General features: G+C 66.2%; 14 protein-coding genes. 5 read left to right on the top strand and 9 right to left on the bottom strand.

What is annotated here, in order from left to right; translation table 11 throughout:
* Together AC6LJW_RS26635 and pdeR are read left to right on the top strand one after the other, a co-directional pair.
* On the top strand, positions 1 to 996 hold the full coding sequence (locus AC6LJW_RS26635) for a Bug family tripartite tricarboxylate transporter substrate binding protein (RefSeq protein ID WP_056569913.1): 996 nt from the start codon (positions 1 to 3) through the stop codon (positions 994 to 996).
* Positions 997 to 1284: 288 nt separating this feature from the next.
* Positions 1285 to 3282 carry a cyclic di-GMP phosphodiesterase gene (gene pdeR, locus AC6LJW_RS26630; RefSeq protein WP_056569914.1) on the top strand — a complete coding sequence of 666 codons (1998 nt, stop codon included), beginning with the start codon at positions 1285 to 1287 and terminating at the stop codon, positions 3280 to 3282.
* Positions 3283 to 3306: 24 nt separating this feature from the next.
* On the opposite strand, the gene AC6LJW_RS26625 is transcribed toward pdeR, so the two are convergent.
* A complete protein-coding gene (locus AC6LJW_RS26625; protein ID WP_056569915.1) occupies positions 3307 to 4191 on the bottom strand; it encodes a crotonase/enoyl-CoA hydratase family protein in 885 nt (294 codons plus the stop codon).
* A gap of 322 nt (positions 4192 to 4513) precedes the next feature.
* On the bottom strand, positions 4514 to 5257 hold the full coding sequence (locus AC6LJW_RS26620) for an SDR family oxidoreductase (protein WP_056569916.1): 744 nt from the start codon (positions 5255 to 5257) through the stop codon (positions 4514 to 4516).
* A 129-nt stretch (positions 5258 to 5386) separates the two neighbouring features.
* Here AC6LJW_RS26620 and AC6LJW_RS26615 point away from each other — a divergent pair, with 129 nt between their 5' ends.
* A complete protein-coding gene (locus AC6LJW_RS26615) occupies positions 5387 to 6298 on the top strand; it encodes a LysR family transcriptional regulator (RefSeq protein WP_498088738.1) in 912 nt (303 codons plus the stop codon).
* On the opposite strand, the gene AC6LJW_RS26610 is transcribed toward AC6LJW_RS26615, so the two are convergent.
* From AC6LJW_RS26610 to AC6LJW_RS26580, 7 genes are all read right to left on the bottom strand, one after another.
* A complete protein-coding gene (locus AC6LJW_RS26610) occupies positions 6277 to 7671 on the bottom strand; it encodes a GntP family permease (RefSeq protein WP_056569919.1) in 1395 nt (464 codons plus the stop codon). The two genes, AC6LJW_RS26615 and AC6LJW_RS26610, sit on opposite strands and share 22 nt — an antisense overlap.
* Before the next feature lie 301 nt (positions 7672 to 7972).
* The gene (locus AC6LJW_RS26605) at positions 7973 to 8422 is read right to left on the bottom strand and encodes an NUDIX hydrolase (protein ID WP_498088737.1); all 450 of its coding nucleotides are present in this window, start codon (positions 8420 to 8422) and stop codon (positions 7973 to 7975) included.
* Positions 8423 to 8471: 49 nt separating this feature from the next.
* Entirely contained in the window at positions 8472 to 9683 is a 1212-nt protein-coding gene (locus tag AC6LJW_RS26600) for a hypothetical protein (protein ID WP_498088736.1), read from the bottom strand.
* Between the two features lie 70 nt (positions 9684 to 9753).
* Positions 9754 to 10980 carry an ABC transporter substrate-binding protein gene (locus tag AC6LJW_RS26595; RefSeq protein WP_498088742.1) on the bottom strand — a complete coding sequence of 409 codons (1227 nt, stop codon included), beginning with the start codon at positions 10978 to 10980 and terminating at the stop codon, positions 9754 to 9756.
* 170 nt (positions 10981 to 11150) lie between these two features.
* Entirely contained in the window at positions 11151 to 11894 is a 744-nt protein-coding gene (locus AC6LJW_RS26590; protein ID WP_056569923.1) for a GntR family transcriptional regulator, read from the bottom strand.
* A gap of 14 nt (positions 11895 to 11908) precedes the next feature.
* The gene (locus AC6LJW_RS26585; protein WP_498088735.1) at positions 11909 to 13513 is read right to left on the bottom strand and encodes an AMP-binding protein; all 1605 of its coding nucleotides are present in this window, start codon (positions 13511 to 13513) and stop codon (positions 11909 to 11911) included.
* 3 nt (positions 13514 to 13516) lie between these two features.
* Complete coding sequence (locus tag AC6LJW_RS26580; protein ID WP_498088734.1) at positions 13517 to 14557, bottom strand: cyclase family protein; 1041 nt, start codon at positions 14555 to 14557, stop codon at positions 13517 to 13519.
* A gap of 103 nt (positions 14558 to 14660) precedes the next feature.
* Between AC6LJW_RS26580 and AC6LJW_RS26575 the strand changes: the two genes are divergently transcribed.
* Both AC6LJW_RS26575 and AC6LJW_RS26570 read left to right on the top strand, forming a co-directional pair.
* Positions 14661 to 15653, top strand: coding sequence for a Bug family tripartite tricarboxylate transporter substrate binding protein (locus AC6LJW_RS26575; RefSeq protein WP_427986224.1), 993 nt, complete (start codon positions 14661 to 14663; stop codon positions 15651 to 15653).
* Positions 15650 to 16355: SDR family oxidoreductase (locus AC6LJW_RS26570; RefSeq protein ID WP_498088733.1), on the top strand; the 706-nt coding region annotated here is incomplete at its 3' end. The genes AC6LJW_RS26575 and AC6LJW_RS26570, both read left to right, overlap by 4 nt.

Here is a 16355-nt window from a genome sequence, read left to right as displayed (position 1 = left end):
ATGTCAGACCTGCGTCTGCGGCCGCGCCGCGCCGTGCTGTTTTCCCTGCTGGCCGTATGCGCCGGTATTGCTGCCCCGGCGTACTCGGCCGACGCCTATCCCGACAAGCCCATCCGCATGATCGTGCCTTACCCGCCCGGCGGCGCCACCGACGTGATCGGCCGCGTGCTTGCGCAGGAATTGACGGGCGCGCTGGGCCAGACCGTGGTCGTGGAAAACCGCGCGGGCGCTGCCGGCAACATCGGTGCGGACCAGGTCGCCAAGGCCCAGCCCGACGGCTACACGCTGCTGATGGGCGCGCTGACCAGCCACTCCATCAACGCCGCGCTGTACCGCGGCCGCGTCACCTATGACGTGGAAAAGAGCTTCGCGCCGGTCGCCATCGTGGGCACGGTGCCCCTGGTGTTCGTGGTGAACCCGTCGGTGCCGGCCAAGACGCTGCCCGAATTCATCGCGCTGGCCAAGTCCAAGCCGGGCTACGTGACCATGGCGTCTGCCGGCAACGGCTCGCCCCAGCATCTGGCCGGCGAAATGTTCAAGCGCACCGCGGGCGCCGACATCCTGCACGTGCCCTACAAGGGCAGCGGCCCCGCGATGACCGACCTGATGGGCGGCCAGGTGCTCAGCATGATCGAGACGGTGCCTGCCGCGCAGGGCAACATCAAGGCGGGCAAGCTGCGCGCGCTGGCGGTGACCTCGCCGCAACGCGTCGATGCGCTGCCTGACGTGCCCACCGCCGCCGAAGCCGGCCTGAAGGACTTCGAGGTCAGCTCGATGTTCGGCATCGTGGCCCCGGCCAACACGCCGGCGCCGGTCATCGACCGCCTGAATGCCGAGCTCAAGAAGATTCTGGCCAAGCCCGAGGTCAAGGCGTCGCTCTTGAACCAGGGCGCGATCGCCACGTGGACGACGCCCGCGGACGCCAGCGCACGCGTGTCTGCCGAAGTCGCACGCTGGACCAAGGTGATCGACGAGGCGGGCGTGAAGGGCGAATAAGCCGCTTCTGCCGGCGCGCCGCGCCCCATTCCGCCAAACGCCGGAAATCCGCCACGGATTTTCGGCGTTCTCTTTTTTGCGGCTACTGAAAGGAACCGAAATAATCGCTTCCGCCAATTTGTGCACTGCGCTGGGAAAGCCGCTGTATTTCACAGAATTGCATAACGCCACTGAACGGCCGCGCAATAAACCGCAATAAAGAGATCTCAGGCCCCGAAAAGGTGGTTGACCCCAAATTCAGTAGACCGTAATGTGTTTCGCGGGCCTTAGGACGGCGGGGGGATACCAATGACTGAGAACCAGGACGAAAAGTCGATCCTGCACACGCATTTCGGTACGCAGAGCCCATATTGGCGGTTGTCCGCCGATAGCGATGCGATTGAACTCGCCGCAGTCAAGGGCGCGACCAATATCGCCATGGCCTTGCGCCCAGATCAGGCCGAAGCCGTGCGCAGCCTGACGGGCATCACGTCCAGCGTGCGTATCGACATCATGCTGTATGGCGATCTGCTGCATCTGCACCTGGTCGGCCGCAAGATCAATCCCAACGAATGGGCCGGCACCGCATCGGCCCACACCGATACCGAATCCGTCGCAAAGGACCTCGTCGAAGGCCTGTCGTTTGCCGAAACGGTGGTGTCCGAAGCGAATTCGGTCATCGTGATCGTCGACCAGAACGGGCGCGTGCAGCGCTTCAACAAGCTCAGCGAGGAATATACCGGCAAGCGCGAGCAGGACATCGTGGGCCGCAGCGTCTTCGAGATGTTCATGACGCGCGAAGAGGCCATTGCCTCGCGGCGCAATATCGCCGAGTTCTACAAGCGCGGGCAGTCGTACGAGGTCGAGCGCACGATCAACACGGTCAAGGGCCCGCGCCTGTTCCTGTTCCGCAATAAGTTCGTCACCAGCGGCAGCGGCGAAAAGCGGGTCTACCTGATCTGCTCGGGCACGGACATCACCGAAGAACGCCAGGCGCAGGAGCGTCTGCGGGTACTGGCCAATACCGACATGCTGACCAACCTGCCCAACCGCCACGCGATCACGTCGCGGTTGAAGGCGGCACTGGCGGCGGGCCGGGAAGGGCGGGGCGGCGTGCTGTTCCTGGACCTGGACAACTTCAAGCGCATCAACGATCACTACGGCCACGGCTTTGGCGACCGGCTGTTGAAAGCAGTGGCGGTGGCCATTTCGACCTGCCTGTCCGAAGGCCAGACGCTGGCGCGCCTGGGCGGCGATGAGTTCATCGTGCTGCAGGAAGAGGCGCAGGCCTGGCAGCTTGAGGCGACGGCGCAGCGCATCATCGACCGGCTGCGCGAACCCTTCCGCCAAGGCCTCATCGAGGTCTACACCAGTTGCTCCATCGGCATCGCGATGTACCCCGACCACGGCGCAGACCTGGACAGCGTGGTGCGCAGCGCGGATATCGCCATGTATGTGGCCAAGGAAGCGGGCCGCCATACGTACCGCGTGTTCCAGCCCGATATGGACCGCCGCAACGCGGACTATGTCTGGCTGGACACGAACCTTCGCAAGGCGCTGGCCGAGAACCACCTGATGCTGTACTACCAGCCCAAGCTGGTCGGCCGCACGGGCGAGGTCGACGGCGTGGAAGCGCTGGTGCGCTGGCGTTCACCCGAGCGCGGCATGGTGGGCCCCGATACTTTCATCCCGTATGCCGAGGAATCGGGCCTCATCTCGCCGCTGGGTGTCTGGGTGATGCGCGAAGCCGCACGGCAGGCCGCGGCCTGGAAGCGCGAGGGCCTGAATCTGCGCATCGCGATCAACATGTCGGCCCGCCAGCTAGACGACAAGGGCGTGGTCAGCGAGTTCATGCGGGCCATCAGCGACGCGAACCTCAACCCCTGCCTGGTCGACATCGAGCTCACGGAAAGCTGCCTGATCGACGATGAAGACGCCGCCATCGAACTCATCAAGCAGTTCCGGCAATTGGGGGCGCACGTGCATCTGGATGATTTCGGCACGGGCTATTCGTCGCTGTCGCAGCTGGCGCGCATTCCGCTGGACGCGATCAAGCTTGACGCCAGCTTCGTGAGGGGCGTCAACGAGAATCCGGTGTCGCAGGCGCTTGCGCGCGCCATCGTCGCCGTGGCGCGCACGCTTGAACTTCAGGTGATCGCCGAGGGCGTGGAAACCCAGGAAGAAACCGTCTTCCTGGATACGCTGGGCGTGGACGCCAAGCAGGGTTACCTGTACGCCAAGCCCATGCCCGCGGAAGAGCTCACCGCCTGGCTGGCGCAGCGCCGCCGGCTGCATCTCATTGCGTGACGCAACCGGCGGCTTGCAGCCGGATCAGTGCATGGTGGCCACTTCGGTGGCCTCCGAACTGCTCGCCGTGCGGCGGTTCTGCGCCATCACCAGCCGCTCCATGTAGGCACGGTCCTTCGGATCAATGGAGAAGGCGGCCTCGACCCAGTCCTCGGTGATGTCCATCAGCTCGGCGCGGGGCAGGGCCAGCACGCGCTGGCGGGCGCGCAGCATGGCGCGCATGCCGTTCAGCTTCGGCCGCATCACGTCGATGAAAGTGCGCGTGGCCTTGAAGGCCTCGCCCGGCTCGAACAGCACGTCCACCAGACCGCGGCCGTGGTACCACTCGGCCGTGTGCGATTCGCCGGTGCTGATCAGTTCCTCGGCCAGTTTCATGCCCGAGCGGCGCGCGACGAGCGAATAGCCGCCCATGCCGGGGAACAGGTTGAACGCCATTTCAGGGAAGCCCATGCGCGCATTGTTCTGCGCGAGCACGAAGTGGTGGGCCAGCGCGGCCTCGAAGCCGCCGCCCAGCGCGGTGCCTTCGATCATGGCGAGCGAAATGGCGCCGGTATCAAAACCGCGCGTGGCGGCGTGCACGCAGTCGACGCAAGCGCGTGCATAGGCCCGCAGCGCTTCGCGCTTGCCGGTGCGGATGGCCTCGGCAAAAAAGTTCAGGTCGCCGCCGACGTTGTAGATCTGCGGCACCAGCGAGCCCGTGACCCAGAAGTCGATGGGCAGGCCGGAGTCCTTGGCGGCGCGCGCCAGGGTCATGATCTCGTCGATGAGTTCATGGTTAAAGCACGGGCGCGGTTGCGCGCGCAGCATCATCCACATGACACGGCGACCTTCCTCGTAATACGCGGAGATCTGCTTCAGATTGCCTGCGGCGGTAAAGGGGTGGCAGTCCGGATGAATGAGTTGATTCATTGCTTTCGTCCAATCGATCAAGGTGAGTCGGAGTACTGCCGGGTCAGGCTAAACCACGGCTTACGGACTCCGTCTCATGCAAACCTCGTCCAACTGGCCAGACTTTTCTGTAAATCAAAGTCCCGAGCGCGCGAACTGAAAATTTGAAAACCGGAGATGACGCCTCGGCCCATCGGTCGAGGCGTGCATGGGTAATACGGATGAGGACATCAGCAAATATGCGGCATTCAGCGGCGTGAAAGAAAAGCCCGGCCGAAGGGCCGGGCTCGTGCGTTGGGATGAGTGCGCGCCTTCAGGAGGCGTCGGCGCACGCAAAAAATTTTCAGGCCACGCCGCCGTTTGCGCGCACGATCTGCCCGTTTACCCACCCGCTGTCGGGTCCCGCCAGGAACGAGACGATGCCCGCGATGTCATCCGGTTGGCCCAGGCGTTCCAGCGGCGGCATTTTGGCGTAGTGCTCGATCAGTTCGGGGCTCTTGCCCTTGAAGAACAGCTCGGTGGCGACGGGGCCTGGGGCGACCGCGTTGACGGTGATGCGGCGTCCGCGCAGTTCCTTGGCGAAGACCTGCGTCAGGCTTTCGACGGCGGCCTTGCTGGCGATGTAGACCGAGTAGCCGGGCAGGTTGAGAGCGACGGTGGTGCTGGACACGTTGATGATGCTGCCCCCATCGGTCATTCGGGCGGCGGCCTCGCGCAGCGTGTTGAAGGTGCCGCGGGTGTTGATGTCGAACGTCCGGTCGTACAGGTCGTCGCTGGTTTCGGCCAGCGGCTGTACCTGCAGCACGCCGGCGCTGTTGACCAGCACATCGATCCGGCCGAACTCGGCCTGCACGGCATCGAACATCGCGCGCACGTCATCGGGCTTGGCGACATCGGCGCGCACGGCCAGGGCGCGTCCACCGGCTTGGCGGACCTCGCCGGCCAGCGCGTCGGCTTCTGCCGCGCTGGAAGCGTAGTTGATGGCGACGGCAAAGCCGTCATTTGCCAGGCGGCGCACGATGGCGGCGCCGATGCCGCGCGAGCCGCCGGTGACAAGGGCAACGCGCGGGGAAGCTTGGTCGTTCATGGGTTCTGTCCTTTGATGGGTGGGGTGAGAGGAATGATCGACTATTCCGTTCCAAAGATAATTACCCAGGATTTGCTAAGATAATTTCATTTGCGTTAACAAATGCGATAACGATAACTGGCCAAGGGCATGGATCGATTTCAGGAAATGCAGGTGTTCGTGCGCATTGCCGAACGGGGCAGTTTCACCAAGGCGTCGGACGACCTGCGCATTCCGCGCGCCACGGTCACCAACTTGATCAAGCGCATGGAGGCCCGATTGGGCGCGCGCCTGCTGGACCGCACCACGCGGCAGGTCCGGCTGACGCACGACGGCGAGGCCCACTACCAGCGTTGCGTGCGGTTGCTGGCGGACCTGGAGGAGGCAGACGGCGCTTTTCTTGATAAAGCGCCCAAGGGCCTGTTGCGGGTCAATGCGCAGGGCACGCTGGCCCGCTTCTTCGTGATGCCCGGCCTGCCGGATTTCCTGCAGCGCTATCCCGACATCGCGCTGCATCTGGGCGAGGACGACCGGTTGGTGGATCTGGTGCGCGAAGGCGTGGACTGCGTGCTGCGCGCCGGCGTGCCGCAAGACTCCACGCTGGCCGGGCGGGTGATCGCGCAGATGCCGCAGGTGACGGTCGCCAGTCCCGCCTATCTGGCCCGCCACGGGATGCCGGACAGCGTGAAGGCGCTGGAACATCATCTGGCCGTGGATTACGTGTCCAGCGCGACGGGCCGCGCCGTACCGCTGGATTTTTTGGTGGACGGGCTCGTTGTGCAGGTGCGCCCGCGTGCCGTCGTCAGCGTGAGCGGCGCGGAACTCTATACCAGCGCGGCGCTGGCGGGCCTGGGGTTGGTGCAGGTCCCACGCTATCGCGTGGAGCGCGAACTGGCGGCGGGGCACCTGAAGATCGTGCTGCCCCACGCGCCGCCCGCGCCCATGCCGGTTTCGGTCTTGTATCCGCAGAACCGGCAGGTGCCGGCGCGGGTGCGCGTGTTCGCGCAGTGGCTGGCGGGCGTGTTTGCCGCCGCGTTCGATCAGACGATGCCGGTCAGGTAGAAAACGCCAATCACCAGGAATACCGACAACGTTGATATCAGCGTGATGGCGAAGATGTCGCCGTAGGATTGGCGGTGGGTGAGGCCGGTGACGGCCAGCAGCGTGATGACCGCGCCGTTGTGCGGCAGCGTGTCCATGCCGCCGCTCGCCATCGCGGCGACCCGGTGCAGCACCTCCATGGGGATGCCCGCCGCCAGTGCGCCGTCGATGAAGGTCTGCGACATCGCGGCCAGCGCGATGCTCATGCCGCCCGAGGCCGAGCCCGTGATGCCGGCCAGCGTCGTCACGGCGACCGCTTCGCCCACCAGCGGATCGGGAATGGCCTTCAGGGCCTGCGCGACGAGCAGAAAGCCTGGCAGCGCGGCAATAACGCCGCCAAATCCGTACTCGGCCGCGGTGTTCATCGACGCCAGCAGCGCGCCCGATACGGCGCTCTTGCTGCCTTCGGCGAAATGCGACTTGATGGCGCGGAACGAGAACAGCAGGATGGTGACGATGCCAGCGATCAGCGCGCCCATCACGGCCCACAGCGCCACCTGTTCCTCGGCGTTGACGGGCAGGGGCTTGGCCAGGCCGGGCAGGTCGACTTCGGAACCGGCCGGGTACCAGCCCGGGATCCAGCGTGTCAGCAGAAAATTCATGACGCCCACGACCACCAGCGGCAGCAACGCGATCAGCGGATGATGGTCGCGTTCGCCGGTGGGCGCCGCGGGTTCGTTGCGCAGGTCCGTGCCGTAGGTCTCGCCAGCCGCGGCGGCGCGTTTGCGGCGCCATTCCAGGTAGGTGATGCCGGCGGTCAGCGTGAACGCGGCGCCGATGAGGCCCAGCCAGGGCGCGGCCCAGGTCGTGGTCTCGAAGAACGTGGTGGGAATGATGTTCTGGATCTGCGGCGTGCCGGGCAGCGCCGTCATCGTGAAGGTGAAGGCGCCCAGCGCGATCGCGCCGGGCATCAGGCGCTTGGGGATGCCGCCCTGGCGGAACATCTCAGCGGCAAACGGGTAGACCGCGAACACCACCACGAAGAGCGACACGCCGCCATACGTCAGGACCGCGCATACCAGCACGATGGCCACGATGGCGCGCTCGGCGCCGATCAGCCGTAGCACCGCCTGCACGATGGCGCGCGAAAAGCCCGACAGTTCGATGAGCTTGCCGAACACCGCGCCCAGCAGGAAGACGGGGAAATAGAGCTTGGCGAAGCCTGCCATACGCTCCATGAAGATGCCTGAGAACACAGGCGCGAGCGCCGACGCGTCTGTCAATAGGACAGCGCCCATGGCTGCAATGGGCGCGCACAGGATGACGCTGTAGCCTCGATACGCCGCCAGCATCAGAAACGCCAGCGCCGCCACCACGATGAACAATCCGGTCATTCGGTACTCCAGGAATGAAGAGACAAGGGGTGTGGGGCTACACCTTAACGTATCGGGCGGAAAGCTTCGTGACGCAGGGGGGGGGTGGTGGGACGGTGTCTGACACCCGGTGAAGGACGTCGTAGGTTGCCGGTCGTCTCATGCGGGTGTCAGACACCTGGAGTGGGGCTCTCAACGGTGTCTGACACCCGTTGTAGGCCGTCGCATGATGATGACCTTTCGAGCGGGTGTCTGACACCGTCGTGAGCAGACGCCATTCGCCCTTGCCGCATACTCGTCGCGATGGGGACTTGGCGAGCGCTTAGCGGGCCGCCATCAAATCCGCGGCCTTGTGCGCCAGTTGCGCCACCCCGAAGCTGGTGGCCAGCGCGTGGGCGTCCAGATCGGCCAGGGACACCCAGCGCGCGTCACGAGCGTCGTCGCCCGCGACCGGTTCGCCGGATACCCAGCGGCACAGCACCGCAATCAGGATGAAGTGGCGGCGCAGTGCGCCGGTGTCGTCGCGGTCGAAGACGTCGACGGCGTCGAAGACGTGCAGCGGCTCGGCCGTGACGCCGGTCTCCTCCAGCAGTTCGCGCGCCGCGGCGTCAAAAAGGAATTCGCCCGCGTCGATCTTGCCGCCCGGAAACGCCCAGCGGTCCTGATCGGGCGGGTTGGCGCGGCGCACCAGCAGCACTTGGCCGTCGCGCACGACGGCGGCGATGGTGGCGGCGATGGTGGCGGCGATGGGGCGTTGGGTGGGGGCGGTCATGCGGGTCTCCGGCGGCAGTCAGGCATCCCGCAAGGATACGCGGGTCCGCTCACACCTCTTCGATGCGTTGCTTCGGCGCGAACGGCGTGCCCAGATCAAGCAGCGTGTAGATGCGTTCGGTGATGCGCTGGCGCCGCGTCGGCCTGCCCATGCGCCATCGCATGTCGAGCCAGAGGAGCGGTAGTGCAAAGCACAGCCAAACCAGCAGGAACATGCCCAGGATGAACAGCGCGAGTTCCGGAAAGTCGCCCTGCAACGCCTCGGAATCCATGAACCAGGTCAGGCCAATGAGAAACAGCCAGACCGCAAGCATCAACGCGCCGATGGTCTTGAGCATGGGCGCGCGCTGGTTCATGCCGACGCCGACCGGCGTGTCGCGGCCGGGATAGGCGCGGAAGCGCAGATGGCACATGTAGGCGCGTCCGTCCTCCTGATTGCGCAAGGCATACACCGCATGCGGTTCGTCCGGCGCCGGTTGGGCATTGACGGCGATCTCGACGTAATCGTTCTGCGCCAGGAACGGCTGCCAGCTTCCCAGCGATTCGTCGACCGTCATCTGAAACTGCCGGCCTTGAACGGAAAAGCGGTAATGGCCGTAGGTCGGACCCTTGTGCACATGCCGCGTTTCATGCGTGATCCCGTCGAGCTTGCCCCGGATCAGGAGCAGCGGCGGATCGCCATCCTGCGTCAGCGCGGCGGGTTCCTGCCGCAGCGGCGGGGTGGCTGGTGCGGCGTTCGTGGCCGCTGGCCTCCGGGTGGGATCGAACTGGGCCTCGCTGGCAAGGATGCGCGGCCGATCGCGGCGGTTGTGCCAGAGGACACGCAAGGCATTCGCGGCAAGCACCAGGGCCATCAACGCGATCGCGAGCGCGAACACCATCAGGAATACGCGCGGCAGCGTGGCTACCCCAGACAGCCACGCCCCGCCCAGGGCGGTCACGCCCACGGCGCTGCAGATGGCGGCCTCGCGTCCGCTGCGCCGTTGCGCGGTCTGGTAAGTGAGCGGGGCAATGGGTTTGCCCTGCGCGGGCACGGCCCAGCAAAAGTGGTTCAGGCCATGCTCGGCCTGCAGCACGCCAACGCGCACGGCGGTGCCTTTGTCGTGGAAGGCGCGCAGCAAGGCGATGTGCGATGGGTCCAGCCCGGAACCCCAGATCGTCTCCGCGCCGATCCGCAGGAAGACATCGTTTCGCCGTACCGGCGTGGCCAGCCGGAGCTGGTCAAACTTTCCCTCGATGATGCGGGCTGCGCGTTGCGGCATGTCGGAGCGGCGAAAGGCAAAGCGGCAAGGATAACGCGGCGGGAGTTACCCGCCGCGCCCGCTTGCCGCGCTACTTCTTGACCAGCGGGCAGGTTGACCGCGACAGCGGCATGAAGGCCTGATCCCCCGGCAGCGTGGCCACCAGCTTGTAGTAGTCCCACGGCCGTTTGGATTCCGACGGCTTCTTGACCTCGAACAGGTACATGTCGTGCACCATGCGGCCATCTTCGCGGATGCGGCCGTTGGTGGCGAAGAAGTCGTTGATCGGCGTGGCCTTCATCTGCTTCATGACCGCGGTCGGCTCGTCCGTGCCAGCCGCCTGCACCGCCTTCAGGTAGTGCATGACCGACGAGTACGTGCCCGCCTGGCTCATGTTGGGCATCTTCTTGAGCTTGTCGAAGTAGCGCTGCGACCAGGCGCGCGTCTGGTCATTCATGTCCCAATAAAAGGCTTCGGTCAGCGTCAGTCCGGCGGCGGCGTCCAGGCCGATGGCGTGGATGTCGTTGATGTAGAGCAGCAGGCCCGCCATCTTCTGCCCGCCCTTGGTCAACCCGAACTCGCTGGCCGCCTTGATGGCGTTGACCGTGTCGCCGCCCGCGTTGGCCAGCCCCACGACCTGCGCCTTGCTGGCCTGTGCCTGCAGCAGGTACGAGGCGAAGTCGCTGGAGCCCAGCGGGTGGCGCGAGGCGCCCAGCACCGTGCCGCCGTTGGCCTTCACGACGTCGGTGGCCGAGGCCTGCAACGTGTGGCCGAACGCGTAGTCGGCGGTCAGGAAGTACCAGCTCTTGCCGCCTTGCTCGACGGTGGCGCGCGCGGTGGTGTTGGCGAGCGACCAGGTGTCGTAGGTGTAGTGCACGGAATAGGGCGAGCACAGGTCGTTGGTGATGCGCTCGGTGCCCGGTCCGCTGAAGACGACGATCTTCTTCTTTTCCCGCGCCACCTCCAGCACGGCCAGCGCGGGCGCGGAGCCGGCGACGTCCATGATGGCGTCGACCTTCTGGATGTCATACCACTCGCGCGCCTTGGCGGCGGCGATGTCGGCCTTGTTCTGGTGGTCCACCACCAGCAGGTCTACCTTCTTGCCCAGCACGGTGCCGCCGAAGTCGGCAATCGCCATCTCGGCCGCGGTGGCGCTGCCCTTGCCGGTCACGTCGGCATAGACGCCGCTCATGTCCAGGATCAGGCCAAGCCGAACCACGTCGTCGGAAACGGCGGGGGCGGGCGCTTGCGCGTGCGCGCCGGTGGCGGCAAGAGCGGTCGCGGCGAACAATCGAACGAACGTGCTGCGGCACTGCATTGAAATCCGGGTCCTGTCGGCATGTCTCATGGTTGTCTCCCTGTATGCCGGATTCTTTTCGGATATGGCGGGCGCAATGTAGGTTTTATTTGCTGCTGCACCCTGTGTGTTCGGACGGCGGCGGTCGGTGATGGGGGCGGTGTTCTCCTTGGGCGGTTTGGGCGGCGCGTTCAGCGGCTGGTGAGCAGGTCGAATTCCATCCGCACCTTGCGGAACGGAAACTCCAGCCGCGCGAAATACACCACGCGGCCGTCGATGCAGGCATAGCGGCGCAGCTCGGCCACCGGCGAAGACACGGGAATCTGCAGCGATTCCGCGGATTCCTGGCCGGCCTCGATCACATTGAGGACCTGGCGAGCCTCGGAGATGCGCGCGCCGTAGAACTGGTCCAGCACGGGGGCGACGGTGCTTTTCTGGATGCGGGCGCGGTGCTTTCTGAAGAGGCCGCTGTCCAGGAAGACCTCGCTGTAGCAGAAGGGGCCGGCGTCCGTCGTGTGAACGCGCCGCAGGTACTGGAAGCTGCCGCTGCGGTCTGCGCCGCACGGCATGCCCAGCGTATCGGGCAGGGGCGAGTCGGCGCTGGACTCCACCAGCGACACCGTGCCGAGCTGGTTGCTCAGTTCGACGGTTTCGGCCCAGGTCTTGGGAATGAGCAGCGTGGGCGTTTCGGGCAGCTCGGCGTTCACGAAGGTGCCAGAGCCGCGCGAACGCCGGATCAGGCCGTCCTCTTCCAGCAGGCCGAACGCCTGGCGGATGGTCGCGCGCGAGATGCCGTAGGTCTCCATCAGCGATTCCAGCGGCGGAATCTGCTGTCCGGGCCGCCACGTCCGGTTCTGGATGTGGCTGCGAAACAGCGCGGCGGCCTGCAGGTAAAGCGGCTGGGGACTGCGCGAAAAAAGCTTGCGGGCGGGCATGGCGGGTCGGGGGGTTATGACTCGGAAGCCGAGAGCATAGCGTCCGCCATCTCGCGCAGCCGGTGCTTCTGTATCTTGACCGAGTTGGCGCTTTCGACCGACGGAAAGGCGTCCAGCACGGTAAAGCCCGCCGGCGCCTTGAAACCGGCCATCGCCGCCTTGCACGCCGCGGTCCAGCCGGCCGGGTCGGCCTGCGCGCCTTCCTGCAGCAGCACGAAGGCGTAGGGCACGATCTTGCCGTTGCGCGTCGCGCCGACCACCTGGCAGGCGCGTATGCCGGGCAGGGTCTCGACGACCTGTTCGATCTCCACCGGATTGACCAGAAAGCCAGACAGCCGCAGCGAGTCGCCCATCCGGGTCTGGAACACGAACTGGCGGTCGGTCAGCGTGTAGCCCAGATCGCCCGTCTTGAAGTAGCCGTCGCCCGTCACGGCGGCGCGGGTGGCGTCCAGGTTGTCCAGGTAGCCCTGCATCAGGCTGGGCGACAGGATTTCGATTTCGCCGGACTGCCCGTGCGGCAGCACCTGGCCGCTCTCGGGATCGCGGGCGCGTACGCGGGCGGTGGGGTAGATGAGCGTGCCGCCGGGCTGGTGGCGGGCGGACACGTCGCCGTCGGCGGGGTCGCGGGGCTGGCCGGCTACCAGTGCGATCAGTTCGCTGGAGCCGTAAAGGCCCGCGAGCGGGACACCTGCCGCGCCGGCCAGGTCCAGCATGTTGCCCAGCGCGGGCGTGAAGCTGGCAAAGCCGAACAACTGCACGGACGCAAACCCGCCGGGCGCGGCGGCCTGCATCATGCCGACCAGCGCCTCGTTGTTGGCGTAGGTGTGGGTGACGGCGTGGCGGGCAATGGCCTGCGCCGATTGGGCGGCATCGAAGACGGGCGCGCACACGACGGGCACGCCGCGCGCCAGGCCGCCGGCCAGCGTCGCAAAACCGAAGGCGCCGCAGAACGGCGCGCTGGCCAGGACGCAGGCCCGGTCGTCATAGCCGAACGCCTGCGCGACCATCGCGCCGTGCCGCAGCAAGGTCTTTTGATCGTGCAGGACGAACTTGGGTTTGGACGTGGTGCCGGACGTGGTGAAGCACAGCACGCCGGCATTGGCTTGCGCGATGGGTGCGGGGTCGGCGCAGGCCAGCAGCGCGTCGTACCGATGCACCGGTTTGCCGTGAAGCGATGCCGGAGGGAGTTCGTCGGGCCCGGCCAGCGCGACTGCGCCCTGCAACTGATCCACATCGACCGGCGCCACGCCATCCAGAATGCCCTGGAAGTCGATGCCCTTGAAATCCGGCCAGTACACCAGCCAGTCGGCGCGGCCGCGACCCAGGATGTCGGCCACCTCCACCGACCGGAAACGCGTGTTGACGGCCAGCACCAGCGCGCCCAGGTGGGCGCACGCAAGAAAGGATTCGACCCAGGCCGCGCAATTGGGCAGCCAGACGGCAACGCGGTGGCCGGGCTGTACGCCGATGCGGGACAGGCCCGCCGCCAGCGCCAGGCTGCGCGTGCGCAGGTCTGCGAAGCTGACCGGCTGGTCGCGGTCGATCAGTGCAATGGCATCGGGCTTGCGGGCGGCCAGCGCATCCAGGTGGTCGGAGAAGGTCGAGTACGGCAGGGGCATGGCTTACACCGTGGCAATGGGCGTCACGGGCGAACCCACCGCGCCGGGCATGCGCAGCGGCGGGGCGGTCAGCAGGAACCGGCTGCGGCCGTTTGCGTGGAGCCAGTCGGCCAGGTCCTTCAGATACCACAGTTCGGCCAGCGGCACGCCCAGCTTGAAGAGGCAATGGTGGTGCAGCGGCAGGATGGAATGGCCGGGGCCGGACGTGCGTGCCGGATACGATTCCACCGCGTAGTTGTCGGCGCAGATGGCCGCGATGCCGGATCGCGTGATCCAGTCCAGCAGCGCGGGGTCGGCGCCGTCCAGCACCGCGCCCGTTTGCTCAAGCTGGTGCGGATCGGGCTGGCCATTCATGGCCACGACGGCTTCCGCGAAACCGGTCCGCAGCACCAGCATGTCGCCGGGCTCGGGCAGGGCGTCCTGTTCGCGCATGGCAGCTTGAAGTTGCTCATGGCCGACGATCGTGCGGCCGGGGCCGAAGGCGCGCGCCAGATCCACCAGCACGCCGCGGCCCTGCATGCCTTTTTCGGCGTAGCGGCTGACGCTGAGCTTGCGCGCATACGAGCCGCCCGGCGGGCAGCAGGCGGTTTCCGAGTTGTCCGGATCGGCGCCGCCAAACACGTCCACGCCGGCGGCGTAGCCGTTGTAGTAAACGCGGCGCGCCTGGCCGTCGCCCTGGATGTCGAACATTGCTCCCACGTGGCACAGGCCGTCCCACTGGGTGGAATATTGCATAGAGAGCGTGACCTGATCGTCCGACAGCACGTCGATGGCTTCGGGCTGCACCTGCGACATCGCAAAGTTCAGATAGGGTGTGCCTTCGCGGAAGGTGGGCTTGAGGGTGGGCGCGTGGCGGCGCGGATTGAGCACGTTGCCGCCGGGCAGATCCAGCGGCAGCGACAGGCAGAAGACCTTGCCGGCGCGGACTTCGCGCACCGCCTGCAGCACCTTTTCCTCGGTCAGCAGGTTCAGGCGGCCCAGTTCGTCGTCCGGGCCGAAGTCGCCCCAGGTGGAACCTTCGGGGCGTTGCGTCCAGCGTTTCATCTGCTTGTCTCCTGTCGGTTTTTCATGTTCTTATGAATATAGTACGTATTTACGTACTTTAAAAAGAAATCCGCAATCAGCGGATTCGTTAGGAGACGAGACCATGACGCAATTGCCGCATCCGCGCGCCGGATGGCGCTTCGCCCTTGCCGCGCTGGCCGTTCTGGCGCTTCCCGCGGTCCACGCCGCTGGCTATCCCGAGCATCCCGTGACCGTGGTTGTGCCGTATCCGCCGGGCGGGGGCGCGGACCTCTTTGGCCGGGCCATCGCGAACGCGCTGCAACCGGGGCTGAAGCAGACGGTGCTGGTCGAGAACAAACCGGGCGCGGGCGGCAATATCGGCATGGCTTACGTCGCCCGGGCGAAGGCCGACGGCTACACGCTGGGGCTGGGCACGATCGGCACGCAGACGATCAACCAGTTTCTCTACGGCAACATGCCGTTCGATCCCGAGCGCGACCTCGTGCCGATCGCGCTGGTGTCCACCACGCCTAATGTCATCGCCGTCAGCGCAAAGTCGCCCTACAAGACGGTGGCGGACGTGATCAAGGCGGCCAAGCAGTCCGCAGACAAGAAGCTGACCTATGCGTCGCCCGGCATCGGTTCTTCGGTGCACCTGACGGGGGCGTACTTCGAGGCGATGGCGGGGGTGACGATGCTGCACGTGCCATTTAAGGGCACGTCGGCGTCGCTGCCGGCGGTGGCGGGCGGGCAGGTGGATCTCCTGTTCGACAACCTGCCGGGCGCGCTGGCGCAGATCAAGGACGGCAATCTGGTGCGCGGGGTGGCGGTGACGTCGGCCGCGCGCGATCCGTCGGTGCCAAACCTGCCGACCGTCGCCGAGTCCGGATTGCCGGGGTTCGATGTCACCGCATGGTTTGCGCTGTATGCACCGCGCAACACGCCGGCCCCGGTCGTCGAGCAATTGATCGCCGCCGCCCGCAGCGGCTTGGCGACGCCGGCCATCGCCGCCAATTTCGCCACCATGGGCGCCAAGCCAGGCACGCTGTTTGGCAAGGATTTGGCCGCGTTCGAATCCGCCGAACGCAAGAAGTGGGGCGGACTCATCAAGGACCAGGGAATCAAGGCGCAATGAACCCACCTATCGCTCTCGTCACCGGCGCAAGCCGGGGAATCGGCCGTGCCATCGTCGCGCGGCTGATCGAAGACGGCTTTCACGTCGTCAATTTCAGCCGCACGTCGCCCGAGATACTGCTTCCGGGCGAGACTTTTCGCTCGGTGGATCTGTGCGACGCGGCGGCGACCATCGCCGCGGGTCGTGAGCTTGCCGCGCAGCAGCCGGTGCTGCATCTGGTCAACAACGCGGGGATGATCCAGGTGGCCAACATCGAGGACATCACGCAAGAGGAACTGGCGCGGACGATGGCGCTGAACGTGACCGCGCCGATCCTGCTGATGCAGGCGCTGTTGCCGGGCATGCGGCAGGCGAAGTACGGGCGCGTGGTGAACATCGGCAGCCGGGCCGCGCTGGGCAAAGGTGGGCGGTCGGTGTATGGGGCGTCCAAGGCCGGGCTGGCGGGCATGACGCGGACCTGGGCGCTGGAACTGGCGGGCGATGGCATCACCGTGAACACCGTGGCGCCGGGGCCGGTCGCGACCGAGCTGTTCAACCAGTCCAACCCACCGGGGGCGCCGAAGACGCTGGCGCTGGAGGCGGCGATTCCCATGGGGCGGGTTGGCCGGCCGGATGAGGTCGCGCATACCGTGGCGATGTTTCTGGACCGGCGCGCGGGGTTTGTGACGGGGCAGGTGCTTTATGTTTGCGGGGGGATGTCGG

Source organism: Achromobacter sp. 1012554356 (genome assembly GCF_059760815.1).
Note: the sequence above shows the minus strand (reverse complement) of the source record. Positions and strands in the feature narration are given on the sequence as shown.